The following is a 23422-nucleotide window of genomic DNA, read 5'->3' as shown; positions in this document are numbered from 1 at the left end:
AAAAAAAGCCAGGTACGAATTCCTTGTACCTGGCATAGGGGAATTGGCTCCTTGCAGAGCCGTGCGCTAACTGGTGTTCGGATAGCCTTAAGCTTAGACAAGGCTCAAGGCTTTTCAAGATCCGAGCAAAAGTTCAACCCGAGTGTGGGTTTTCAAGACTCGATCAGACGTGAGTTCACGCACTCAGGCGCCGAACAGATTGTTGTCGCGCACCAGCTCACGGGGCAGGGCATTCTTGACCCGGCTGCCGACCCACTTCCCCATGCCCAGGGTATGACCCTGATAACGAACGATCACCTCGCCCGAACCGGCTTCCTGCGCTGGCCAGACATCCCGCCCCATCATGAACTCCCGTGCATTGGCGCTGTCGAGTTCGATAATCCCGAGCGTGGCCTTGTCGCCATAGGCCAGCGCCCACTCATGGGTGAGGCGATAACCCTTCTTGAAGGTCTCCGCCAGCTTGATGCCGATGCGATCGAACCGCAGCTTGCCTTGCACCTGCCCAAACAGGTGAGGGAACAGCCAGATCTCGTCATTGCGACCAAACAGCTGGCCCAGGGGGGCCACGCCAAAATTGGCTTCAATCTCGCGCAACATGGGCTCGGCCTCTTTGGCCGGCAGGGGCGAGAAGGGGAACTTGCCGAGTTTGCCCGGCTTGAACATGGTGTTGGGCACAGAGTGATGCTTGCGCAATCTGGCGACGAAAAAGCCCTCACTGTCGAAGATCTGGGGCCAAACGTGCAGATATCCTTCGGGTGTACAGGCCTGCTCCGCATGGGGGAACAGGTCGGCCAGCGAGTCAACGCTCAGGGCATCGCCGAACTTGTCCAGCAAAGACTGACAGACCGCCTGGTTCTCCTGTTCGCTCAAGGTGCAAGTGGAGTAGACCAGCACACCACCGGGCTTCAGGGCATGAAAGGCGCTCTCCAACAGCCCTTGCTGCACAGCCGCAATCTCGTCGATGCTCTCGATGCTCCAGTTGCGCAGGGCGTCTTCATCCTTGCGTACCGTCCCCTCGCCGGAGCAGGGGGCGTCGAGCAGTATGGCGTCGAAGGTCTCCGGCAACCACTGGCCAAACACCTTGGCATCGAAGTGGGTCATGCCCACATTGGTCACGCCGCAGCGCTGAATGTTGGCGCTGAGCACCTTGAGCCGGCTGCTGGAATATTCATTGGCAACCAGCATGCCCTGGTTGTTCATCAAGGCCGCGATCTGGGTAGTCTTGGAGCCGGGGGCGGCGGCGGCGTCCAGCAGCATGCCATCCCGCTTGACCTGAGCGCTGGCAAATAGCGCCGTCACCGGCAGCATGGAACTCGCTTCCTGGATATAGAAGAGGCCACTCAGGTGTTCCGCGGTATTGCCAAGGGGCACGCTCTCGTCGCTGCGACTCAGCCAGAAGCCGGTCTCGCACCAGGGTACGGGCTCAAGCTGCCAGCCCAGCGGTTGCATCTGTTCGACAAATGCGGGCACCGAAATCTTCAGGGTATTGACCCGTATGCTGCGGCGCAGTGGGCGCCGGCAGCTGGCCACGAACGCATCCATGGTGAGATGCGCCGGCATGATGGCCGCAATATGGTGCAAGAAGTGATCGGGAAGGTAGGTATTGTCGTGCACTGTGCCGTCTCGCTGACCCAAAAAGAGGGGCGACATCTTATCACAGGGCCAGGAATATTCTTAACGGCCAATGAGAAAGGGGGAAATGAACAAGCCCGACACAGGGCCGGGCTTGAAACAAGTGAGAAGATCAGGGCTGGATGCGAGGACTCCACTCCTGCCACTCCTTCTCCGCCTTGCCATACAGCGGGTAGCTGTGGCCGGCCTTGACGGTCGACCCCATCTCCCGCTCCGGGGTATTGAAGGCGATGCCGCCCGCCAGCAGGCTCTGCACTGTTTCCACCTCTATGGTGCCGCCGGTCAGGCCTATGTCGGCCTTGACGCCGGAGACATTCCAGAAGCGGGTGTTGGCCCGCACCAGATGGACATATTCCTTGTCGACATTCACCTCGATCAGCACCTCGCTGCCATCGCGCGCCAGCGCGACCCCGGTGACGCTGCCCACCACCATCTTGCGAAACAGCAAGGGGCTGCCGACACTCAGGCCATTGACCGAGGGGCTCTTGAGGGTCAAGGCCAGACCAACCGGACCACTCTGACTCAAAGGGAAGCGATCCTTGCCGGCTCCCTGACCTGGCTGAGCCTCCACGAAGGCCCCCTTGATCAGGGTGTCGAGGTGGGCGACGCCGCCCAGCCCCAGCTTGGCCTGCACCAGAGTGAAGCGGGCGCCGGATTGCAGGAATCGCTCGGCATACTGCCCCTCCAGCTCGGCCTTGAAGATAACCTGACCCAGCGACGGCTCCAGCTCGATCTGCTCAATCTTGCCGATGTCGACCCCGCGATAGCGGATCGGGCTGCCGAGGCCCAGACCCGGGTTGCTGTCGGCTACCAGGGAGAGGCTGCGCACTTTCGCCTTGGCCTGCTCCTTGCTGTCAAACAGCTGGTGACTGCTGCGGCCGGTGCCGAGTCGATCGAACTCGATGGCGCCGCGCAGCAGGGTGGCCAGATTGCCCACCTTCACCTGCACACCATCGACCCGCACCCGGGTATCTAGCGCCGGTTTTTTCCAGAACTGCGGCTGTTGTGAGAGCAGGGGGGCATAGACGCCGTCGATTTCGAGCTCGATCTCGACCCCTTCCTTGGCGGCGCGCAGCTGCTTGACCTTGCCAGCTTCCAGCCCCAGATAGAGCACGGGGGAGCCGATGCCGATGCCATCGGCCTGTTCGGCTTTCAACAACCAGCGCTGGGGCTTGGCGTCCCGGGTGCCGAGCAGAGCCAGCTCCTGACTCGGGTAGAGACGGTTGATCCGCTCGCCGCTCGCCGCCTGCACCAGCTTGATGCCGCCGCCGATCCAGGCGCTGGCCGGACTGGTCTCCACCTTGATGCCGCTGAGATCGGCATCGATCTGCAGCGGCGCCGCCCGATAGAAGCGGGCCCGTGCCAGCAGATGCTGATACTGGCTGTTGACCACCAGGGCGACGCTGGCATTGCCCCTGGCATCCAGGGTCAGCTGGCTGATCTGGCCGACCTGCAGCCCCTTGTACCAGAGCGGCGCCCCTTCATTGAGCCCCGCCAGATCGTCGGCCTGCAGAGTGACCCGGGTGCCACTGACCTGATCCTTGCTGCTCAGTGTCATGGCCTTGACCCTGTCGCCTTCCACGTAGTCGAGGCGAATGGCCGGGCCGGCCAGCAGGCGATCCGCATGCTTGAGACCGGCCGCACCGAGGGAGACAGTCTCCCAGACGAGGCGGCTGTTGCCGGTGATCCTAAATGCCTGTTCAGGGTTGATCAGCGCCGTCACCAGCCGACCCTTGTCGGTCAGACGAATGGGGTCAACCCGGCCGATTTCGATCCCTTCATAGAGGATGGGCATCCCCTCCTTGATGGGCAGATCACCGGCCACTATGTCGATCCGCTCGCCACGGGCCGCTTCGGCCAGCCCCTTGTAGAGGACAAAGGTCTGGCCTTTCTCCGGCTCGGGGGAGGCTTTGGGGGAATCAAACGCTATGCCGCCACTCAGTATGGAGGTGAGGCTGCCGGCTTCCACATTGACCCCGGCCAGGCTGAAGGAGCCCTTGATGCCGCTGATGTTCCAGAAGCGGGTGTCGGCCTTGATGAGGTGTTCAAAACGCGGCTCGATCACCAGATCCAGGATCACGTTCTGGTTGTCCTGGCCAAGGCGGGTGTTGATGACGCTGCCCACCTCGATGCCGCGGAAATAGAGCTTGGCGCCGATGCCGACCGATCCCAGCGAATCGGCGGTCAGGTGCAGCATGCGCCCCTGTGCCTGATAGCCGGGGGGAGGGCCGTCCAGCGCATCGAACTCCTCCTCCAGCGGGTTGTTGTCCCGACCGGGTTGCAGGTTGATGTAGTTGCCGGAGACCAGGGTATCCAGGCCTGAGATCTCGGTGAGCGAGGCCTTGGGGCTCACCAGCCAGAAGTCGGAGCCCTTGCGGATCAGCGGCCGGGCCCGGCTGTCAATCTTGGCCAGTACGGCTATCTTGCGACCGTCCGCGGCCAGCTCCAGCTCCTGCACCACACCGATGGCCACGCCCTGATAGCGCAGCTGAGTTTTGCCCGGCAAGATACCGTTGCCCTGGGCAAAGTTGATGCGAATAAGTTGGCCACTGCTCGCAAACTGCTGGTAGATGAAGCCACCCGCCAGCAAGAGGGCGATAACGGGCAACAACCAGACTGGCGACAACCAGCGACGCTTCTCAATGACGGGTTCAGCCCCGATCATACCGACTCCTTAATTGGCTGAGATAAACAGCAGTTCAGATACATAGTCCCCCGCGCTTTGCCTTGTGACAGCGCAGGCGGTTATTCACCATTCGGGCATCCACAGACAGGCGGGATGCGTGTTCAACAGGCCATCAACGGGCCGCCTTGTCCCATAGCAAGCGGGTATCCAGCATGCGGGCCGACATCATGGTCAGTACCACCACACCGGCAAACGCCGTGGCGCCGGGCCCAGCCCGCACATTGAGCAGCACGCCGCGATCCACCAGGGCCACCATCAGCGAGATGACGAACAAATCCAGCATGGACCAGCGGCCGATGAAGTCGATGATGCGATACATGATGAGCTGGCGCTTGCGGCGCACCGGCTTGCTCCGCTGCAACTGCCAGCAGATCCAGCCCAGCCCCAAAATCTTGCCCACCGGCACTATGATGCTGGCGGTCAGCACTATGGTGGCGATCCCCGACATCTTGCTGCGATAGAGCATCATGATACCGCTGAAGATGGTGTCGGACTGCAATAATCCCTTGTTGTAGAAGTGGGTGATGGGCAGCAGATTGGCAGGCAGCAACATGAAGGTGGCCAGCGCCAGCAAACCCCAGGACCAGGCCAGGGAGTGGGGGATGCGCACCTGCAACCGGCTGTGGCAACGGGGGCAGACGCTGCCCGCCCGATAGCGCACCAGCAGGCCGCAGGTGTGGCAGCGGCACAGCCCCAGCTCACGGGCGCTGGTCTGGGACATGATCCGGTTCCTCCAGAGGTACGCGCTCCCAGTAGGGGGCGGGGTCAAACAGGATCAGCAGCGTCATGTTGAGCAGCATCAGGATCCCCAGGCTCAGCAAGCCGCCACCGAGGCGCACATCGGCGATGTCGATCAGCTTGAACAGGGCGACCAGCAGGCTGACGATGTAGACCTCCAGCATGGCCCAGTGACGAAACACCTCCACCGCCTTCAAGGTCGGCGCCAGTATGTGCCAGCGCTTGGCAAGGCCGGAGGCCAGCGCAAAGATCCCCAGCAGCAAACCCACGGGTGCCAGCACGGCGCACCAGAACACCAGTCCCGCCACCCAGAATTCGTGCTCGACCATCAGCACCAAAATGCCCTTGAGCAGGTTCGCATCCGAGTTCACCCCGGCCAGACGCAGGTAGATGAGCGGTTCGAAGAAGGCGGAGGGCAGCAGCAGGAACCCCGTGATGGTCAGCGCCATCAACTGGGAGGGGCGAAAGGCGTAGCGTCCATACAGATGCTGGTGACAGCGGGGACAGTGAGCGTGGCGGCGCAGAGGCAATAACTTGCGTTCGATCAGCAAGTCGCAAGCCGGGCAGACGATCACGGGATTGGGATCCGACATTACGATTCAACCTGTTGAAGGAATTGGTGAAATTTACCCTAAAACCCGCGTCCTGTCTTGCCTGGCGCCGTTCTGCCACGAAAGTATGATTGACGTTAACGTAAACGTGATATTAGATAGTCGAACCAGACAAATGAAAGGAGTCATGATGTCCAGCCTTACCCCCTCGGCAGGTCTGCGGTTTCGCACCGCCCTTGCCAACGAACGGCCACTGCAGATCGTCGGCACCATCAATGCCTACATGGCCCTGATGGCCGAGCGTAGCGGCTTTCAGGCTATTTACCTCTCCGGTGCCGGGGTGGCCAATGCCTCCCATGGCCTGCCGGATCTCGGCATGACCTCCCTCAACGACGTGCTGATCGACGCAGAAAGGATCACAGCGGCGACCAAGGTGCCGCTGCTGGTCGACATCGACACCGGCTGGGGCGGCGCCTTCAATATCGCCCGTACCATTCGCGCCTTCGAACGCGCCGGTGTCGCCGCCGTGCACATGGAAGATCAGGTGGCCCAGAAGCGCTGTGGCCACAGGCCCAACAAGGCGGTGGTCTCGCAGGAGGAGATGTGCGATCGCATCAAGGCGGCGGTGGATGCCCGTGAGAACGGGGAGTTCGTCATCATGGCCCGCACCGATGCGCTGGCGGTGGAGGGGATAGGCCCGGCGCTGGAGCGCGCCGCCGCCTACGTGGCCGCCGGGGCCGACATGATCTTCGCCGAGGCGGTGACCGAGCTCGGTCAGTATGACAGCTTCAAGCAGGCCGCCGGGGTGCCCATCCTCGCCAACATGACAGAGTTCGGCAAGACAGATCTGTTCGACAAGGAGGCGCTCGCCGCCCACGGCGTCGACATGGTGCTCTACCCGTTAAGCGCCAGCCGGGCGGCCAATCAGGCCGCGCTCAACGTCTACCAGCACATTCGCCAGGATGGCCACCAGAGGGCCGTCGTGGACACCATGCAGACCCGGGAAGCCTTGTATGACTTCCTAGGCTATCACCATTACGAGCAGACACTGGATCGTCTGTTCACATCCAGGGATTAGGAGGCAAGGTTATGGGACAACAGAAGCCATTGGGCGGCGCCGGCCTGCGGGGTCAGAGCGCGGGGGAGACCAGCATCTGTACCGTGGGCAAGAGCGGTACCGGGCTCACCTATCGCGGCTATGACATTCAGGAGCTGGCAGACGGCGCCCAGTTCGAGGAGGTCGCCTATCTGCTGCTCAAGGGCGAGTTGCCCAGTGAACAGCAACTGCGGGACTACAAGCGCGAGCTGCGTCGCCTGCGCAGCTTGCCCAAGGCCCTGCTGGAGGTGCTTGAGCTCATCCCCGCCAATGCCCATCCCATGGATGTGCTGCGCACCGGCTGCTCCATGCTCGGTGATCTGGAGCCGGAAGAGGGCTTCGAGCACGAACATGAAGTGGCCGATCGCCTGCTGGCCGCCTTCCCTGGCATATTGATTTATTGGTACAAGTTCAGTCATGAAGGGGTGCGCATCGCGCTCGATACCAACGAGGAGTGCATCGGTGGCCACTTCCTGGCCCTCTTGCACCAGAAGGTCCCGAGCGAGCTGGAACGCCGGGTCATGCACGTCTCCCTCATTCTCTATGCCGAGCACGAGTTCAACGCTTCCACCTTCGCGGCCCGGGTCTGTGCCTCGACCCTGTCCGATCTCTTCTCCTGCGTGACCGCCGCCATCGGCACCCTGCGCGGCCCGCTGCACGGCGGCGCCAACGAGGCCGCCATGGCGATGATCGAACCCTGGCAGGATGAGGTTCAGGCCAGGAGCGAGCTGCTGGCAAAACTCGCAGCCAAGGAGAAGATCATGGGCTTTGGCCACGCCGTCTATCGCACCTCGGATCCGCGTAACGTCATCATCAAGGCGTGGTCGGCCAAGCTGGCCGAGGCGGTGGGAGACACTCGTCTCTACCGCGTCTCCTGCGAGGCTGAGAAGGTAATGTGGGAGGAGAAAGCGCTCTTCCCCAACGCCGACTTCTTCCATGCCAGCGCCTATCACTACATGGGGATCCCGACCAAGCTGTTTACCCCCATCTTCGTCTGCTCGCGGGTCACCGGCTGGTGCGCCCACGTGATGGAGCAGCGCGAGCACAACAGGATCATTCGCCCGAGCGCCGATTATGTCGGCCCGGCCCCCCGTCATTTCGTCTCTTTGCAACAACGATAAGATGCAGCGCCCTGCCATCGTCGACATCCACCACGGCCCGGCGCCTGCGCAAGCAGGCCTGTGTGGTCATGTGTCGGCGATGGCGGCCCAGTCGCGCGTCACCTCCTTCTATTCACAACAACGATAAGGAAATCACGATGTCCGCCAACGTCGACGTCAACCACAGACCCGAACCCGATCAGGTGCTGGTCGATATTGCCGATTATGTCTGCAGCCACCCCATCACCAGCCAGGCCGCCCTCGATACCGCCCGCTACTGCCTGATGGATACCCTGGGCTGTGGCCTCTTGGCCCTGCGCTTTCCCGAGTGCACCAAGCATCTGGGCCCCGTAGTCGCGGGCACCACTGTGCCCCATGGCGCCCGGGTGCCCGGCACCCAGCTCTGTCTCGATCCGGTCAAGGCGGCCTGGGACATAGGCGCCATCATCCGCTGGCTCGATTACAACGACACCTGGCTTGCCGCCGAATGGGGCCATCCTTCCGACAACCTGGGGGGCATTCTGGCCACAGCCGACTGGCTGTCGCGCACTCGCGTGGCCGAGGGCAAGGCGCCGCTCACCATGGCCGATGTGCTGACGGCCATGGTCAAGGCTCACGAAATTCAGGGAGTGCTGGCGCTCGAGAACTCCTTCAACCGGGTCGGTCTCGATCACGTGGTGCTGGTGAAGGTCGCCAGCACCGCAGTGGTGACCCATATGCTGGGCGGAAGTCGGGATCAGGTGATCGATGCGGTCTCCCAGGCCTGGGTCGATGGCCAGAGCCTGCGCACCTATCGCCATGCGCCGAACGCCGGGTCGCGCAAGAGCTGGGCCGCCGGGGATGCCACTTCCCGCGCAGTGCGTCTGGCAATGATTACCATGAGCGGCGAGATGGGCTATCCCGGCGTATTGAGCGCACCCAAGTGGGGCTTCTACGACGTGCTGTTCAAGGGCAACCAGTTCGCCCTGCATCAGGGCTACGGCAGCTATGTGATGGAGAACGTACTGTTCAAGATCTCTTACCCCGCCGAGTTCCACGCCCAGACCGCCGTCGAGTGCGCCATGAAGCTGCATGGGGAGGTGAAAGGACGGCTCGACGAGATCGACCGCATCGAGCTCACTACCCACGAATCGGCCATTCGCATCATCAGCAAGGTCGGTACCCTCAACAACCCGGCGGACCGGGATCACTGCCTGCAGTACATGGTGGCCGTGCCGCTCATCTTCGGGCGCCTCATTGCCGAGGATTACGAGGATGGCATAGCGGCCGATCCCCGCATCGATGCGCTGCGCGCCAAGATGGTGGTACAGGAAGAGAAGCGCTACAGCCGCGAATACCTGGAGGCGGACAAGCGGTCGATTGCCAATGCCATCCAGGTCTTCTTCAAGGATGGCAGCCACAGCGCCAAGGTAGAGGTGGAATACCCGGTCGGTCACCGCCGTCGTCGGGAGGAGGGGATACCGCTGCTGGTGGAAAAATTCCAGCACAACCTGGCCACTCGTTTCCCGGCCAAGCGGGTCCACGAGATCCTCGCCCTCTGCCAGGATGGCAAGCGACTGGCCGCCACGCCGGTCCACGCCTTTATGGACTTGCTGGTGATTTGACCGCTTTCCTATCGGCGCACAGCGAGAAACGAGAAGCGGGCCATTCGGCCCGCTTTTTCATGTCTGCCTGCATGACTCCCGAGGTCAATCCAGCACTGTGCTGTCACCCGCCAGCAGCGCCTGCATGATGGCCGTCTCGCGGCTGGCGATGGTTTCCAGAAACTCGTTGGCCCGCCCCATCTGATGGCAGACCCGATAGCCGCGCTCGACAAACGAGAAGAGCTCGCCGAGCCCTGCCAGATGGGCCGGTCCCGAGATCAGCTTGAGAGTGGTGCCAAGGAAAGGCTTGCGGGCCAGCCTGTCCAAGGTGAGCCCCAGCTCGGTGACCAGGGTTATCTGATGAGCCCGCCGCTCGGGTTCGCCCACCTCCCGATAGGCGAGGGCATACGCCTCTGCCGTCAGTCGATGGATGGCACCCCTGCGGCGCAGCGCCACCACCATCAGGTAGTCGAGCTCCTCGGAGAGAGCATCGAGTTCAATAGCCTGCGCCAGCACCTTGAGGCCGGACTCCGGCAGCAATCGCTCGGCGGTGGGCATGACCCGCATCACGTCCGCATCGCGGCGTGCGCAATCGCCCGGGCCGTAGAGATCCGTCAGGAAGAACTGTGCGGCCGGCCCGTAGCGTTTGCTCTGCAGCAGATCGCCGTGGGTGCGGCCCAACCGATCCGCCTGCCACTGGCGCAAGCTGTCCCTGTCTTGTTGATCTTCCGGGTGGGTACGCATCTGTTCGCGCAGGGAGGCAACCCGGTTGAGCTGGCGATAGAGCCGCCCCAGGGTACTCTCGTCGTCAGCTTCTGGGTCATCGGCTATGTGTGTTTCTTGGGTCATATGCTGCTCTCTGGTGACCTGCACCGAATGGCCTGACGGCCAGATAAAACGAGGACATGAACCCTGACAGGGAAGCGGAACTGCCACTCGGGTACGCCTTTGCCTGTTAGTGTAACGCGAGCGGGAACGAGGAGAAATGCATGGAGCATTTACTCAACCGGCTTTGTTAAGTGAGTCCCAATTATGTTGCAAATGGCTTTCACTTGTTTGATTCATATGTTTAATATCAATAAATATTGTCACAGCTCAGAGAGTTAGCATGTTTCTATACGATCCCCTTGTCGGCAGCAGCCTGTCGACCATCAAGGTCAACCGTCAGCATCCCTTGGGATTGGCGGGGGCACGGCTCGCCGCCGAAGCCATCGCGCAGGACATGAGCGAAGAGTACGAACTCGACTGTGAGTGGGAAGATGAGGAAGAGACCCGGCTGATGTTTCGTGGCGCCGGGGTCAATGGCTTTCTCTGCCTGACCGACAACAGCCTGCAGCTGGAGGTGCGTCTCGGCCTGATGCTGCTGCCGGTACGCAGCGTACTGGAGCAGGAGATCCTCGAATATGTCGATCATCGTCTGCCTTGTCCCAGTCAGGGATAACCCGAGCGGGAATTCAACATTCACCCAATACAGTCGCCGAAATATCAGGGAATTCGTATTCCTGTATATTAACTGAACGAAACGCATCCTCCGGATAACAATAATTCGGAAGGATGCGAGCGGGCGGATTATGTGTTCTGCGATGAAATGTTCACGGCGCTACGTGTTGTTCTGCTCCGGCAGAAAGAATTAATCGAAGCGTATTGGCACCAACATATACGACACCTGTTTGTTCGCCATCGAGTATTTGGTTTTCATGAGAAGGGCGCGGACAAATAAGCGAAACGGTAGGGAAAATACCATGTCACCCTGTGAACTTATCTCCTGTGTCGATACCGCCTGGCTGCGGATGGACAGGCCCAACAATCTGATGCAGATCGTCGGTGTACTGATGTTTGACGGTCAGCTGGATGAAACCCGACTGCGAGAGAGCCTGCTGCACACAGTACGGGTACAGCCGCGCTTTGGGCAGAAAGCCTGTCTGGAGGGGGGCGAATATTACTGGCGCACCGATCCTGACTTTGATCTCGACCTGCACCTCAAGCGGGTGATCCTGCCGGGCAAGGCCGGCAAGGAGGAGCTGGAGCGGCTGGTGGCCGATTTTGCCTCCACCCCGCTCAACCACCAGCGTCCCCTGTGGGAGATGCACCTGGTGGATACCTCCCTCGGCGGGCAGGCGTTGGTGATGCGTTTTCATCACGCAATGGGGGATGGTTTTTCACTGGTGCGGGCCATGCTGACCATGATGGATGAGAGCCCGATCTCGGCCCCCAGACCGCAACCCGAGCCGGTGGCCAACGACGACAGCGACGAGGATCACGATCATCAGGGCAGCCGCCTGCTGCGAGCCGGGCTCAAGCTGACCGGCACCCTCTGGTCCAAGTATGTCGAGGTGCTGACCCATCCCACCAAGGCGATGGATTACCTCAAAACCAGCCGGGACGTGACCGCCGAGCTCTACACCATAGCCACCCTCTCCGACGATGCCAAGACCCGGCTGAAGGGGGAGACAGGCAGCACCAAGCGGGTAGCCTGGTCTGAGCAGATCCCGCTACCGGACGTGAAGGCGGTGGGGCGGGTGCTCGGCTGTTCGGTCAACGATCTGCTGATCGCCGCCACCGCAGGGGCGTTTCGCCACTATCTGCTGGCGCAGGGGGACCAGGTCGATGGCGTCGAGATCCGTGCGCTGGTGCCGGTCAACATGCGCGCACCCGACGACAAGGGGGCCCTTGGCAACCGCTTCGGGCTGGTGGCCCTGGACCTGCCCATCGACATAGCACACCCGTTGCAGCGGCTCCATGCGGTGCGGGATCGGATGCAGGCGCTCAAATCCTCCCTGCAACCGGCCGTGGTGCTGAATTTGCTGGAGGTGATGGGCATGGCCCCCAGGGCGGTACAGCAACAGGCCATCGACATACTGTCGGCCAAGGCCAGCGCCGTCATCACCAATGTGCCCGGCCCCCAGCAGACCCTCTATCTGGCCGGCGCCCGCCTGCGCCAGCCGCTGTTCTGGGTGCCTCAGGCCGGTGACATCGGGGTCGGCGTCTCCATCCTCTCCTATGACAACAAGGTGCAGCTCGGCCTCATCACCGACAAGAAGCGGGTGCCGGACCCTGATCTCATTGCCCTGCGCTTCGCCGTGGAGTTCGAACAGCTGCTGTTGCTGGTGCTGATGGAGCCGGACTTGCTCTACGATCCCGAGATGCTGGATCAGCTGCTGCACGGCTGAACCGCTCAGGCACGCCACCTGACATGAAACAAAGAGGCCAACCCGGGGGTTGGCCTCTCTCATTGCGCAGCGCCGCCGGACTATTCGTCCTCCAGCTCCTCACGGGCGGCTTCCACGTCGAGCCGCTCCATGGCATCCACGGGTTCGCACTCGGCCGCCTCGCCGTAGAGCGCCTCGGCGGCCGCCATCTTGCTCTTGCCATGCATCATCACCATGGCATTGGCGTACTCCATGCGAGCGATGGCGGAGTGGGGGATGATGGCCAGCGCCGCCTTGAAATGGCGATCGGATTCCTCTTTTTTGGCGCCATAGGTGATGCCACCTATCATGGCCCCCAGCTTGTCGATGATCTCGGCGTGCCAGGCACCGAAGGCGATGTGGGCTTCCGCATGGTCGGGGGCAAGTGCCAGCGCCTTTTCCAGACAGGTCTTGATCTTGTCACCTATGCCGATGGATAACGCCTTGGAGACAGAAATCACCTGGCTGTAACGGCCCAGCGCCAGGGCGTGAAAATACCAGGCGTTGACGTTGTCGGGCTGACGCTTTTGCAGCTTCTCGGCGTTGCTGGCGGCCAGCTCGAACGCTTCCCGCTTGGCATACTTGTCATCCAGCAGGTAGCTGGCGTGGATCACCAGCGCCTTGTTCGCCACGTTGAGGCCATCCTCGCCGGCGCCCAGACCCAGGGCGACGGCCCGGGCGAAATCACCGGCGTGATAGGCCCGCCAGGCTTCCTGTACCTGCTCATCTTCCGGCCAGGGTTCGGCATCCCCCTGGTGCAGGCGATCCCAGTTCTGCTCAAGGCGCTCTCCGGCATAGTCATAGGCCGCCTCCGGCCAGGGGAAGGGGGTGAAGTCGGACAAGTTGGGTTGTGAAGTGGTCATATGATTCTCCCTGTTAAAAACACAATCAAAAACACAGTTCTGTTAACCCGCCGTCGTGGCAGGCTGGTAATGGGTGGCGATGGCATCCAGATGGGCGCGGGCATTGGGCCGCAGACGAGGGGCCACCAGCTGCATCACCTGAAACACCCCCAGGGCTATGTCGGCATCCGCACGCGGGTGCAACGCCCGCTGGTAGGAGATCCAGAAAGTGCCCACCAGCGCTATGTTGGCCGCCAGAGCGCCGATCTGGGCGTCGCTGCCCAGCAGCAAACCACTGCCGGACAGGCTGTGGCAGATGGCGGCGGCGGTCTGCTCCTTGCGCCTCAGCAGAGCCGAGAAGCGCAGCTCCACCTTGTGGTTGCCGCTCATCAGGGTGCTGATGTCGTAGTAAAAGAAGCGATACTTCCAGATGAGCTCGAACATCAGGTGCAAGAAGAACCAGATGTCTTCCGTCTCGTCCAGTGGGGGGGTGACAGTGTCGAGCAGATGGGCCATCTCCTGTTCGAACTCGCCGAACAGGGCGTTGACTATCTCCTCCTTGTTATGGAAGTGGTAATAGAGATTGCCCGGACTCATCTCCAGCTCGGCCGCGATGGCGGAGGTGGTGACGGTCGGCTCTCCCAGCAGGTTGAACTGGGCGAGGGCGGTGGCCAGGATGCGATCCCGCGTCCGCCGCTTGGGTTTGCGGTCCATGCTACTCCTTCGGTTGGCGACGACCCTTGCCGCCATAACGGTGGGTCAGCCAGTGCTGCAACTGGGTCAGTGAGGCATCCAGCGCCGCTACCGAGCCGGTGCCCGGGGTCAGCAGGGAGCGCTGTTCATCGGCCAGTGCACTCAGATCAAGCTCCAGACCATGCCTGGCGAGAATGGGACCAAGCTCGGCCCGTCGCTGCCACAGATCCCGGCGGGTATGCTGGAAGGCGTGCTCGCACAGACGGCGGCGATCCCGGTAACTGAACACATTGGTGAAGAACATCTTGCCATCGGCCGGAGAGGGCTCGAACAGCAGGGCGTCTGCCTGTGGATACTGGTGCTTGTAGCGATCCATGCCCACGTGCATGCGCGAGTGGATGATGGCGCGAAAGGTCTGGGCCAGTACCACCGGCAGGCCGCTATCCACCAGACTGGCGGGGTGCTCGCTCGCCAGCCCTGCATCAAACGGCACCAGCGGATTGATGCAGAACACCAGATCGGCCCCCTCCTGCAGCGCCACCGAGGCGTGCAGCGTCTTGATCAGGGCCCCGTCCACGTAGTAGCGACCATTGATCAGCGACGGGGGAAACAGACCGGGCAGGGCGGCAGAGGCTTGCACCGCCGCCGAGATGGGCACCTGATCCAGCCCCGGGCTGCCAAAGGCGACCGCGCGGCCGGTATCGAGCTCGGTGGCGATGACGAACAGGCGGTTCTTGAGTTCACGAAAATCGTTGCTGCGGCCCCGGCGAGAGAAGAACTGGGTCAGGATCCTGTCCACCCCGCGACTGTCGAACAAGCCGGTCGGGATCGCCTTGGACAAGCCTTGCAAGGAGCCGAGCAGGCTCTTGTGCCAGGGGGCGGAGAGGTAATCGGCCAGGCACTCCCAGGCCAGTGGCGGCAAGGAGGAGAGCCGCTTCGCGTATTCACCGAAGGCGGGACGCAACAGGGTGGAGGGATCGAAAAATTCGCCGCTGTCGTCGCTGAGCAGGATCCGCACCAGCTTGTCGGGGGAGATGCCATTGGCCAGTGCAGAGGCGATCACGGCCCCCGAGCTGACCCCAACGTAGATGTCGGCCTGCTCGAAACGCAGCCCCTTGATGCTGTCAGCCAGGGCGGCGCAGGCTCCGATCTCGTAAATCCCTCCCAGAGGTCCACCTCCGGCGAGGGCAATCGCAATCGTGCTCATGACATGGCCTCCCTTCTCAAGCAAAACCGGCCCAGCAAGAGGGCATGGGCCGGTGGGTTATGACGCAAGGCCAATCAGGCGTTGCTTGTCAGATCAGGAGAGTGCGGTCTCGCCTTTCTCCTTGACCTCTTTCACTACGCTCTCGACCTCGGTCGCCAGTGCCTTGACCTCTTCCTTCACCTTGGCGATGGGGGCAGCGGCGGCTTTCTTCACCGGTGCCTTCTTGACAACCGGTTTCTTGGCGGCAGTCGCGGCGGCGGGTTTGTGCTCCGCGACCGGCGCGTCCTCTTCATCCTGCGCATCGATGAGTTGTTGCACCACCTCGGTCAGCTCGGCCATGCGCTTGGAGAGCTTGTCGATGTCCTTGCGGGTCGGGATGCCGAGGCTGGCGACGGCACGGGCCACGCGATCCTCGAACACTTGCTCCAGACGACCCCAGGTACCCGTGGTCTTGTCGGTCATGGCAGCGATCTTCTCGTCTGCGCTCTGACGGGTACGGGTCTGCAATGCCTCGCCTTCCTGTACCAGGGCTTCGAAGATCTTGCCCCCTTCCTCTTGCGCCTTGGCGTAGGCGCCCAAGCCCGCCAGCCAGATCTGCTGGGTGGATTCCTTGATGGTCGAGGTGAGCTGGTTGTCGGTCACCGAGCTTGCCAGCGCTTTCAATTTCTTGGCCATGATTGTTTCCTTACTGGTGAGTGGGATATAGGTAATGACAACAACCTTGGTACATTCGTTGTGGCATTACTGAGCTTTCATCCTCAGTCTATGGAGAAAAAATAGAGGGTTCTACCTAATAACGGAACAGGCAGTCGTGGTAATTTTGGTCTGGGTCACGAAGATGACGTTCAAATGAATATTTCCATTTGAAGCGTGATATATCTAACAGCAACTAACAGCCCAATCAGTAAGGGAAATAAATACCATGGACTATTTCATCACGGGGGGCAGCGGTTTTATCGGCCGCCGGCTGATAAAAAAACTGCTGCAGCGCCCAAATAGCCGGGTGCATTTCTTGATGCGCGCAGCCCATCTTGAGCGGGTACCCGATCTGCTGGCCTACTGGGGGGTCGACGCGCAGCGCGCCATTCCGGTTGTCGGGGACATGACCCATCCGCAACTCGGCGTGAGTGTGGCCGAGCAGGAGCCACTCATAGGCCGGATCGATCACTTCCTCCATCTCGCCGCCATCTATGATCTCAACGCCAAGGCGGGCATTCAGCAGCAGGTCAACGCCGAGGGTACCCGTCAGGCACTGCAACTGGCCGAGCGACTCGGCGCCCGCGGCTTCCATCACTGCAGCTCCATAGCAGTGGCCGGCCTGTTCGACGGCCTGTTCAGGGAAGACATGTTCGATGAGGCCGAACACCTCGACATGCCCTATTTCCAGACCAAGCACGAGGCCGAGGGCATAGTGCGCCAGGAGAGCACCATGCCCTGGCGCATCTACCGACCCGGGATAGTGGTGGGGGATGCCAATACCGGCGAGATGGACAAGGTGGACGGCCCCTATTACTTCTTCAAGACCATCCAGAAGCTGCGCCGCATGCTGCCGCCCTGGATGCCCGCCATCGGGGTCGAAGGGGGGCGCATCAACCTGGTGCCGGTCAACTTCGTGGTGGATGCCATCGATCATATCGCTCACCTGGAGGGGGAGGACAACAAGGCGTTCCACCTGACCGACTCCCATCCGATGCGGGTTGGCGACATGCTGAGCACCTTCTCCCGCGCAGCCCATGCACCCGAGCCCGCCATTCGCATCAATGCGGCCCTGTTCAGCTTCATCCCCCGCCATCTGATGACCATGCTGATGGCGCTGACGCCGGTGCGGCGCATTCGCGATGCGGCGATCGCCGATCTCGGACTGCCCAAGGACATCTTCCGGCTCATCAACTATCCCACCCGCTTCGACAACCGCGAAGCCCAGCGGGTGTTGAAAGGGACCGGCATCGAAGTGCCCCCGCTGCACAGCTATGCCTGGCGGCTGTGGGATTACTGGGAGCGTCACCTCGACCCCGAGCTGTTCATCGATCGCACCCTGCGCGGCCGGGTCGAGGGCAAGGTGGTGCTGATCACAGGCGCCACCTCCGGCATCGGCAAGGCCACCGCAAGAAAGCTGGCCGAGGCGGGTGCAACAGTGCTGACCATTGCCCGGGACGAACACAAGATTGCCGAAACCCAGGCCGAGTTTGCCGAGCAGGGCTTGACCCTGCAGGTCTATCAGGGGGATCTGGCGGATCTGGCGCAGGGGGAGGCGATCACCCGGCAGATAGTGGCCGAGCATGGCGGGGTGGACATCCTCATCAACAATGCCGGCCGCTCCATCCGCCGCGCCATAGAGGACTCTTTCGAGCGCTTCCACGATCTGGAGCGCACCATGCAGCTCAACTACTTCGGCACCCTCAAGGTGATCATGGGGGTGCTGCCCACCATGATCGAGAAGAAGAAGGGCCACATCATCAACATCTCCTCCATCGGGGTGCTGACCAATGCGCCGCGCTTCTCCGCCTATGTCGCCTCCAAGTCGGCGCTCGACGCCTGGGTGCGCACCGCGGCGTCCGAGTTTGCCGACAAGGGGGTCAACTTCTCCATCATCAACATGCCGCTGGTGAAAACCCCCATGGTGGCGCCGACCAAGGTGTATGAGCAGGTGCCCATGATGACGCCGGAAGAGGCCGCCGATCTGGTGTGCGACACCATCATCAACAAGCATGTGCGACTGGCCACCCGGCTCGGGGTGTTCGGTCAGGTGATCCATGCCTTGGCGCCGCGGGTGGCCCAGGTGATCATGAACACCAGCTTCCGCACCTTCTCGGATCCCAAAGAGGGCGGCGAGTCCAAGGCCTCTGCGGATCAGATGGCGGTATCTACCCTGATCAAGGGCATTCACTTCTGATTTGAGGAAGCATTCGACAAACCTGGGCCTGAGCAATCAGGCCCTTTTCGTTTGTGGCAGGGAGCGGGCAAGCAGGGTCAGCAGCAGGGCCGTGGTACGGCGCGAGTAGATGAGGGAGAGGTGACCAAGGGCCGCGAGCTCTATGTCCTCCATGCCCTCCATCCGCTGACGGGACTGGGGCAACACGAAGTTGTCATGGCTGGTGCGCACCGAAATTCCGGGTACGCACAGCGGCACGGCGGCGAAGCGTTGCAGCCAGCCGGAGCCCGGCTCCATCTCCCGCGCGTTGTCTCCCAGGCCAAGGGCAGCCAGCTGACTGCCCTGATGAGGGGTCGCCAGGGTGATGAGTTGTGTCACCTTGCCACCACCGGCCAGGGCCAGATAGTCACGGCACACCAGCCCGCCCATGCTGTGGCCGATCAGCACCAGCTGAGCGGCGCCGGTGGCGGCCAGCACCTCGTCGATGCGCCTGGCCAGCAGGGGGACCATGTCATCGAGATGACCAAAGGGAGGAGTCAGGGTCACGGTGGCAACCACGTGGCCGGCGGCTTCCAGGCGGGTGCGCTGCAGCCGCCAGATCCCGCGACTGCAGCCATAACCATGTACCAGCAGCAGGGGCAGGGGAGAAGGGGTGAGCCTGTCCGGCGCCATCAGCAGCCGCTCAAACGGCAGCAGCCAGGTGAAGGTGAGCAGGTAGGCGAACATCTCCCGGATCACCATGTGCAGCCAGGCACGAAGACCGATGGCGGGGACAGGGTAGAAGCGGGAGAACCCCCAGGTCAGCAATACCACCAGGCAGCGCAGCCCCAGCAGCGCCAGCACCACAAACAGCAGGGAGAGCAGGGGAGAGAGACCAATGACCAGATGAGCGATGCCCCCGAGGAGCGTCACTTCAACCAGCAGCAGTATGAGCAGTTGTCTTGTGATCGTCATGAGCCCATCATCCGACTTGCGTAAAGCGGATGTCAAATGACCCTTTCATCAATGTGATAACGGCCGCGTAATCGGCCAGACCACCATGATAAACGCCCGTTGGACAGGGTTATTTGCAATACTGTATATCCGTACATATACTTGTGGTCACTATCATGAGGAGGACGCCACTATGGCCGTTGAGATCAAATATGTTGTCGTGCGTGGGGGAGTGGAGAAGATGACCTTTGCCAGCAAGAAAGAGGCGGATGCCTATGACAAGCTGCTGGATACCGCCGATGAGTTGATGACCCTGCTGGCGGGGGCACCTGTCGCCCTCGAACCCGAACAGCAGGAGAGCCTGGCCTTCTACCTGGCCGAACAGCGTGATGTACTGCAAAACGTGCTGCGCGGTGGCAAGGGGCAGGGGAGCCCCAAAGAGGAGCCCCAAAAGACGGCAGAGAAGAGCGATGCCGACAAGCCCAAGGGGAAATCCCTCAAGAGCGTGGCCTGAGGGACGGGGGAGAGGCGCCGGGTTGACATTATCCTCATGGCTCCTCCACAAGCCATTCACATATTGAGCATTAAAAATCATTTTTACGGCTATTTGTCCCGAGAATTTTCCAACCAGCGTGCATATCCATTGAATAATGACGGCATGTTGTGCACACAGGTTGCAACGGACGATTCAATCTCACACACGCCCGGATTGTCAGTCACACAGTGATGCCGATAACCCCATTTATCGGCATCAGCTTTTGAGCGGGGCTGCCGGCCTCCATTCCATGAACCAAGCAAGCACCACCATGACCTCTATGTTACTTCCGCCCGCCATGCCGCTGTTTGATGGCCTGGCTCACCTGGAGGCGGGCAATCCCCAGGTCAACCAGTATCTGGCCAACCTCAGCCTGAACGACGTGCCCGATGCGGGTCTCGTCTACGAACTGGCGGTCGACTGGCTGCTGGAACAGCGCCACAACGAGAACAACTACAAGACCTATCGCAGCGAGTTGACGACGTTTCTGCACTGGTGTTTCAGCGAGCTGGCCATCAGCCCGAAAGATCTGACCCGGCGCATCATGATGCGTTATCTCGACTACTGCCAGGCGCCGCCAGAGCCGCTGATTGCCTACCGCAACGTGGCACAGTTCATCCTCGACAAGGAGTGGGGAGAGCGGCTGCCCAATCCCTTGTGGCGACCCTTTCTCGGCAAACGGGAACTGGGCCGCGAGCTGCCATACCGTCTGAGCGAGCAGGCAATGAAGACCAAGCTCGCCATCCTGTCGGCCTTCTTCCAGTTTTTGATCCAGGAAGAGTACATGGACAGAAATCCGGCTCTGCTGCTGCAGCGAGTCAAGCGACCGGTCCAGCAGGAACCTGATGATCAGGGCCAGGCCTTCAGCGAGTTGCAATGGTCCTACGTGATGCAGGCCGCCGACCGGCTGGCAACCGAATCACAAGATCAGCACGAGCGCAGCCGCTTCCTGATAAGCCTGATGTACGCCTGTTATCTGCGCATCTCCGAGGTGGCAGCCAGACCCGGTTTCACACCCGTCATGGGCCAGTTTCGCCGCGATGGAAAAACCGGCGTCTGGGGGTATTACATTCCACGCAGCAAGGGTGGCAAGCGGCGCACGGTGGCGGTATCCCATGCCTTGCTGGAGGCCCTCGAACGCTATCGTATCTTTCTGGGATTGTCGCCATTACCGGCACCCAATGAGCAGACGCCGCTCTTTGTACGCCACAAGGCCGCCGCACACGGCCGGGAACAAGGCGAACTCAATGCCAATCTCGGGATCCGCCAACTGCGTGAACTGGTCATGACGGTCATCCAGACCGCAGCGAACCTGGCTGAACAAGACGGTTTTGCCCAGGACGCCGCCGAGATGCGCAACCTGACCCCGCATTCCATTCGCCACACCGGCATTACCCACGACATCAATCTCAACGGGCGGCCGCTATCCCATGTACAGGCCGATGCAGGCCATGACAGCATAGACACCACCTCAAAGTATCTGCACACCGGCAACAGCGAACGCCATGAAAGTGCCAACCACAAACCGCTGGATCGGTTACACGAATGAACGGGCAATGAGTGAGAGATAACAATCAAGATGACATGCTCAATGGCCAACCCAATGGCGAGAATCTCCGGCCTGATAAACCCGAACCTGGCACCTCGCTCAGCCCAACAAACCACAACCGCGCATAATGTATATTATGTTAAATTCGATATCTTGTTTCCTGTTCCCACTAATTGAACTGTGTATAATGGAAACAATTGATCCTATCTCCGACCGGATGTCTTAAGTGGCTGAATTAACATCAGAACAACTAAAACCCGCTTTTGCGATTGAACAGTTCCCTGCCCTCAGCGAGATCGAACCCATACCCTTCGCCGCCTTGCAACCCAGAGCCATTTCCGGCATCAAGCGTCTCGCCAGTTTTGATGGCGACTGCCCGGTCATGCTGCTCAACGGCTTCCCCGGTGCAGATTATGAAGGTGTGTGTCAGACACTGATCGCCGCCTCCAATGGCAAGGACGGTGACCTGTTCGATCTCTGTTACACAGAAAACCTGAACAACCCGTTCAAACCTATCTGGTTGCGTCTGCAGCCCGGTAGCGGCATCGAATTTTGTGAAATGGTTGGCGAGCTGCTCAAGCTGATGAGTCACCACCTGGATGCCGAGCGCCTGGTCACCCGCATCATGCGCAAGCAGAACAACGATCCCAAGATCGATGACTTCCTCTCCGATCTGGCGGCCCATGTGGCCCAGGGACTCGAGTTCCAGCATCCCGTGCTCATCAACCTGCTGATCCATCATGAAGAGCAGGAAGCGCCCGTGATTTATGGCCGGGATCTGAATTGGGATACCCTGTTCGGCTCCATCAACTATCAGACCGAGCAAGGCTCTGTGTATGCCAACCAGCATCTGCTGGAGCCGGGCCTGTTGCGCCAGGCCAACGGTGGCTACCTTATTCTGCAACTCGACGAGCTGCTGGATCAGCCCCACCTCTGGTTCAAGCTCAAGAACGCCATCCAGAAAGGCGAGCTGGACTGGAACGCCTATCAGGAAGGCAAGACCCTGACCCCCTTCTTCACCCCCGAAGCGACCCCTATCCGGCTGAAGCTGATCCTGGTTGGCGATCGCCTCGAAGTGGCCGAGTTCCAGATGCTGGACAGAGACATGTCCGAGCGCATCTTCCTGCGCGCGGATCTGGTGTCAGAGGTCAATATTGAGGAAGACTTGCCAGAGTTCCTGCAATACCTCGCCTGGATCCGTGAACGCTGGGCTCTGCTGGACTTCACCCCTGCCGCCATTGCGGCCATCTGCCGTCACGCCAGCCGCCTGTGTGATCATCAGGAGTGGCTCTCTCTGTCCGAGATCCAGCTTGGTGCCATCATGCGCATGGCCGACAGCCTGGCCCGCGAGATGGAAGCCGAAACCGTGACCGATGAGCATATCCGGCTCGCCCTGGAAGAGCAGGACTACCGCCTCAACTACCTGGTGGAACAGTCCGATCAGGGCGTCATCGATGGTCAGATCCTGCTGCAGACCGATGGTGAAGAGATTGGCCAGATCAACGGCCTCTCCGTCATCCAGGTCTCGGGCCACCCCTATGATTTCGGTGAACCGGTGCGCCTCACCGCGACCGTGCATCTGGGCGATGGCGATGTGGCGGATATCGAGCGCAAGGCCGAGCTGGCTGGTCATATCCACGCCAAGGCGATGATGATCATCCACGGTTATCTCTCCAACAAATTTGGTGCCGAGAACCCCTCGCCGCTTTCTGCCAATCTGGTGTTCGAGCAGTCCTACCACGAGATCGATGGTGACAGCGCCTCCCTCACCGGCCTGTGTGCCCTGCTCTCCGCCCTCGCCCGCCAGCCCATCTATCAGCACTTTGCCGTCACCGGCGCCGTCGATCAGTTCGGCAATGTGCAGGCGGTGGGGGGTGTGAACGAGAAAATTGAAGGCTTCTTCCGGGTGTGCAAGATCCACGGCCTCAATGGCAAGCAAGGCATACTGCTGCCTGGCACCAATGCCCAGCAGCTCAACCTCTCCGACGAGGTGATTGCAGCCGTCGAGGCGGGTCAGTTCCACATTCATCCGGTGGATCATGTGGAAGAGGCTATCGAGTTGCTGACCGGCTGCGTGGCGGGTGAACCGGATATGCCGGATACCCTGTTCGGCCGAATTCAACAGCGCCTGGATGAACTGAATGGCACAGCGTTCAAAGGTGGCTTGCTCCGTCGCCTGCTGGGCCGGTTGTTCAGCTTGTAATAAAAGAAGAGATC

The 23422-nt window shown here is 61.0% G+C and carries 19 protein-coding genes; 9 read left to right on the top strand and 10 right to left on the bottom strand.

The features are described 5' to 3' along the window. Nucleotides 1–183: 183 nt before the first annotated feature. From rsmF to ACM3N8_RS00590, 4 genes are all read right to left on the bottom strand, one after another. Nucleotides 184–1614: a 16S rRNA (cytosine(1407)-C(5))-methyltransferase RsmF gene (rsmF, locus tag ACM3N8_RS00605; protein ID WP_241278849.1), complete on the bottom strand. Its 1431-nt coding sequence runs from the start codon at nt 1612–1614 to the stop codon at nt 184–186. A gap of 130 nt (nt 1615–1744) precedes the next feature. After that, entirely contained in the window at nt 1745–4297 is a 2553-nt protein-coding gene (locus ACM3N8_RS00600) for an MlaD family protein (protein WP_241278744.1), read from the bottom strand. Between the two features lie 133 nt (nt 4298–4430). Continuing rightward, the gene (locus ACM3N8_RS00595) at nt 4431–5039 is read right to left on the bottom strand and encodes a paraquat-inducible protein A (RefSeq protein ID WP_043134796.1); all 609 of its coding nucleotides are present in this window, start codon (nt 5037–5039) and stop codon (nt 4431–4433) included. Next, the gene (locus tag ACM3N8_RS00590) at nt 5017–5649 is read right to left on the bottom strand and encodes a paraquat-inducible protein A (RefSeq protein ID WP_043134795.1); all 633 of its coding nucleotides are present in this window, start codon (nt 5647–5649) and stop codon (nt 5017–5019) included. The genes ACM3N8_RS00595 and ACM3N8_RS00590 overlap by 23 nt, the downstream gene beginning before the upstream one ends. 148 nt (nt 5650–5797) lie before the next feature. Between ACM3N8_RS00590 and prpB the strand changes: the two genes are divergently transcribed. The 3 genes from prpB to ACM3N8_RS00575 all read left to right on the top strand — a co-directional run bounded on the left by prpB (nt 5798) and on the right by ACM3N8_RS00575 (nt 9407). Further along, nucleotides 5798–6685, top strand: coding sequence for a methylisocitrate lyase (gene prpB / locus ACM3N8_RS00585; RefSeq protein ID WP_264303598.1), 888 nt, complete (start codon nt 5798–5800; stop codon nt 6683–6685). Nucleotides 6686–6696: 11 nt separating this feature from the next. Beyond that, complete coding sequence (gene prpC, locus ACM3N8_RS00580; RefSeq protein WP_290018220.1) at nt 6697–7824, top strand: 2-methylcitrate synthase; 1128 nt, start codon at nt 6697–6699, stop codon at nt 7822–7824. Nucleotides 7825–7961: 137 nt separating this feature from the next. Further along, nucleotides 7962–9407, top strand: a complete 1446-nt coding sequence (locus tag ACM3N8_RS00575; protein WP_290018218.1) for a bifunctional 2-methylcitrate dehydratase/aconitate hydratase — start codon at nt 7962–7964, stop codon at nt 9405–9407. A gap of 84 nt (nt 9408–9491) precedes the next feature. Here ACM3N8_RS00575 and ACM3N8_RS00570 read toward each other — a convergent pair whose 3' ends face one another. Next, nucleotides 9492–10235: an FFLEELY motif protein gene (locus ACM3N8_RS00570; protein ID WP_290018217.1), complete on the bottom strand. Its 744-nt coding sequence runs from the start codon at nt 10233–10235 to the stop codon at nt 9492–9494. Nucleotides 10236–10494: 259 nt separating this feature from the next. Here ACM3N8_RS00570 and ACM3N8_RS00565 point away from each other — a divergent pair, with 259 nt between their 5' ends. Together ACM3N8_RS00565 and ACM3N8_RS00560 are read left to right on the top strand one after the other, a co-directional pair. Then, nucleotides 10495–10827 (top strand): polyhydroxyalkanoic acid system family protein, encoded by a 333-nt coding sequence (locus ACM3N8_RS00565; RefSeq protein WP_043555719.1) that lies wholly within the window; start codon nt 10495–10497, stop codon nt 10825–10827. A 301-nt stretch (nt 10828–11128) separates the two neighbouring features. Further along, nucleotides 11129–12556 carry a wax ester/triacylglycerol synthase family O-acyltransferase gene (locus tag ACM3N8_RS00560; protein WP_290018214.1) on the top strand — a complete coding sequence of 476 codons (1428 nt, stop codon included), beginning with the start codon at nt 11129–11131 and terminating at the stop codon, nt 12554–12556. 80 nt (nt 12557–12636) lie between these two features. Here the strand turns inward: ACM3N8_RS00560 and ACM3N8_RS00555 are convergent, their stop codons facing one another. The 4 genes from ACM3N8_RS00555 to ACM3N8_RS00540 form a co-directional block, all read right to left on the bottom strand. Further along, on the bottom strand, nt 12637–13437 hold the full coding sequence (locus tag ACM3N8_RS00555) for a hypothetical protein (RefSeq protein WP_290018212.1): 801 nt from the start codon (nt 13435–13437) through the stop codon (nt 12637–12639). Between the two features lie 42 nt (nt 13438–13479). Next, the gene (locus ACM3N8_RS00550; protein ID WP_043555722.1) at nt 13480–14130 is read right to left on the bottom strand and encodes a TetR/AcrR family transcriptional regulator; all 651 of its coding nucleotides are present in this window, start codon (nt 14128–14130) and stop codon (nt 13480–13482) included. A gap of 1 nt (nt 14131) precedes the next feature. Then, a complete protein-coding gene (locus ACM3N8_RS00545; protein ID WP_241278736.1) occupies nt 14132–15316 on the bottom strand; it encodes a patatin-like phospholipase family protein in 1185 nt (394 codons plus the stop codon). A 93-nt stretch (nt 15317–15409) separates the two neighbouring features. Continuing rightward, nucleotides 15410–15991, bottom strand: coding sequence for a phasin family protein (locus ACM3N8_RS00540; RefSeq protein WP_290018207.1), 582 nt, complete (start codon nt 15989–15991; stop codon nt 15410–15412). A 247-nt stretch (nt 15992–16238) separates the two neighbouring features. On the opposite strand from ACM3N8_RS00540, the gene ACM3N8_RS00535 reads away from it, so the two are divergent. Next, nucleotides 16239–18209 carry an SDR family oxidoreductase gene (locus ACM3N8_RS00535; RefSeq protein WP_290018206.1) on the top strand — a complete coding sequence of 657 codons (1971 nt, stop codon included), beginning with the start codon at nt 16239–16241 and terminating at the stop codon, nt 18207–18209. A 36-nt stretch (nt 18210–18245) separates the two neighbouring features. On the opposite strand, the gene ACM3N8_RS00530 is transcribed toward ACM3N8_RS00535, so the two are convergent. Then, entirely contained in the window at nt 18246–19142 is an 897-nt protein-coding gene (locus ACM3N8_RS00530; RefSeq protein WP_290018205.1) for an esterase/lipase family protein, read from the bottom strand. A gap of 172 nt (nt 19143–19314) precedes the next feature. Between ACM3N8_RS00530 and ACM3N8_RS00525 the strand changes: the two genes are divergently transcribed. From ACM3N8_RS00525 to ACM3N8_RS00515, 3 genes are all read left to right on the top strand, one after another. Then, complete coding sequence (locus ACM3N8_RS00525) at nt 19315–19635, top strand: YebG family protein (RefSeq protein WP_043135339.1); 321 nt, start codon at nt 19315–19317, stop codon at nt 19633–19635. A gap of 292 nt (nt 19636–19927) precedes the next feature. Continuing rightward, nucleotides 19928–21205, top strand: a complete 1278-nt coding sequence (locus ACM3N8_RS00520) for a tyrosine-type recombinase/integrase (RefSeq protein ID WP_290018203.1) — start codon at nt 19928–19930, stop codon at nt 21203–21205. 226 nt (nt 21206–21431) lie between these two features. Then, nucleotides 21432–23408, top strand: coding sequence for a Lon protease family protein (locus ACM3N8_RS00515; protein ID WP_290018114.1), 1977 nt, complete (start codon nt 21432–21434; stop codon nt 23406–23408). Nucleotides 23409–23422 lie beyond the last annotated feature (14 nt).

The sequence above is a fragment of the Aeromonas sp. A04 genome (assembly GCF_047780465.1).
In the GTDB taxonomy this organism is placed as follows: domain Bacteria; phylum Pseudomonadota; class Gammaproteobacteria; order Enterobacterales; family Aeromonadaceae; genus Aeromonas; species Aeromonas bestiarum.
The sequence above is the reverse complement of the archived record's forward strand: the minus strand, read 5'-3'. Positions and strand labels throughout refer to the sequence as shown.

Coding starts and splice junctions, on each gene's coding strand:
- prpC (WP_290018220.1), top strand. CDS start 6,697: ATGGGACAACAGAAGCCATTGGGCGGCGCCGGCCTGCGGGGTCAGAGC.
- ACM3N8_RS00595 (WP_043134796.1), bottom strand. CDS start 5,039: ATGTCCCAGACCAGCGCCCGTGAGCTGGGGCTGTGCCGCTGCCACACC.
- ACM3N8_RS00600 (WP_241278744.1), bottom strand. CDS start 4,297: ATGATCGGGGCTGAACCCGTCATTGAGAAGCGTCGCTGGTTGTCGCCA.
- ACM3N8_RS00550 (WP_043555722.1), bottom strand. CDS start 14,130: ATGGACCGCAAACCCAAGCGGCGGACGCGGGATCGCATCCTGGCCACC.
- ACM3N8_RS00565 (WP_043555719.1), top strand. CDS start 10,495: ATGTTTCTATACGATCCCCTTGTCGGCAGCAGCCTGTCGACCATCAAG.
- ACM3N8_RS00570 (WP_290018217.1), bottom strand. CDS start 10,235: ATGACCCAAGAAACACACATAGCCGATGACCCAGAAGCTGACGACGAG.
- ACM3N8_RS00540 (WP_290018207.1), bottom strand. CDS start 15,991: ATGGCCAAGAAATTGAAAGCGCTGGCAAGCTCGGTGACCGACAACCAG.
- ACM3N8_RS00590 (WP_043134795.1), bottom strand. CDS start 5,649: ATGTCGGATCCCAATCCCGTGATCGTCTGCCCGGCTTGCGACTTGCTG.
- ACM3N8_RS00535 (WP_290018206.1), top strand. CDS start 16,239: ATGGACTATTTCATCACGGGGGGCAGCGGTTTTATCGGCCGCCGGCTG.
- ACM3N8_RS00525 (WP_043135339.1), top strand. CDS start 19,315: ATGGCCGTTGAGATCAAATATGTTGTCGTGCGTGGGGGAGTGGAGAAG.
- ACM3N8_RS00560 (WP_290018214.1), top strand. CDS start 11,129: ATGTCACCCTGTGAACTTATCTCCTGTGTCGATACCGCCTGGCTGCGG.
- ACM3N8_RS00575 (WP_290018218.1), top strand. CDS start 7,962: ATGTCCGCCAACGTCGACGTCAACCACAGACCCGAACCCGATCAGGTG.
- prpB (WP_264303598.1), top strand. CDS start 5,798: ATGTCCAGCCTTACCCCCTCGGCAGGTCTGCGGTTTCGCACCGCCCTT.
- ACM3N8_RS00555 (WP_290018212.1), bottom strand. CDS start 13,437: ATGACCACTTCACAACCCAACTTGTCCGACTTCACCCCCTTCCCCTGG.
- ACM3N8_RS00530 (WP_290018205.1), bottom strand. CDS start 19,142: ATGACGATCACAAGACAACTGCTCATACTGCTGCTGGTTGAAGTGACG.
- ACM3N8_RS00520 (WP_290018203.1), top strand. CDS start 19,928: ATGACCTCTATGTTACTTCCGCCCGCCATGCCGCTGTTTGATGGCCTG.
- ACM3N8_RS00545 (WP_241278736.1), bottom strand. CDS start 15,316: ATGAGCACGATTGCGATTGCCCTCGCCGGAGGTGGACCTCTGGGAGGG.